1 protein-coding gene is annotated in these 225 nt (G+C 63.1%); it reads left to right on the forward strand.

Annotation, left to right across the window (positions count from 1 at the left end):
- Positions 1-37 precede the first annotated feature (37 nt).
- Positions 38-225, forward strand: a 188-nt coding sequence (locus tag AF337_RS41385; protein WP_244471377.1) for an SPFH domain-containing protein, incomplete at its 3' end; no start/stop codon positions are given.

Genomic DNA, 225 nt, shown 5'->3' on the forward strand with positions numbered 1-225 from the left:
CGCGGGGGCGCGCACAGGCCCCTAAGAGACAGTCTTTATTCTGCTCGTCGTCGTCGCATCTGCGATCAAGATCCTGCGCGAATACGAACGCGGCGTGGTTTTCACGCTTGGCCGTTTCACCGGTGTCAAGGGGCCCGGCTTGATCCTGCTCGTCCCCTATGTCCAGCAGATGATGCGGGTCGACCTGCGCACGCGGGTGCTCGACGTGCCCGGCCAGGATGTCAT

Source organism: Rhizobium ecuadorense, from assembly GCF_001187535.1.
Lineage (GTDB): Bacteria > Pseudomonadota > Alphaproteobacteria > Rhizobiales > Rhizobiaceae > Rhizobium > Rhizobium ecuadorense.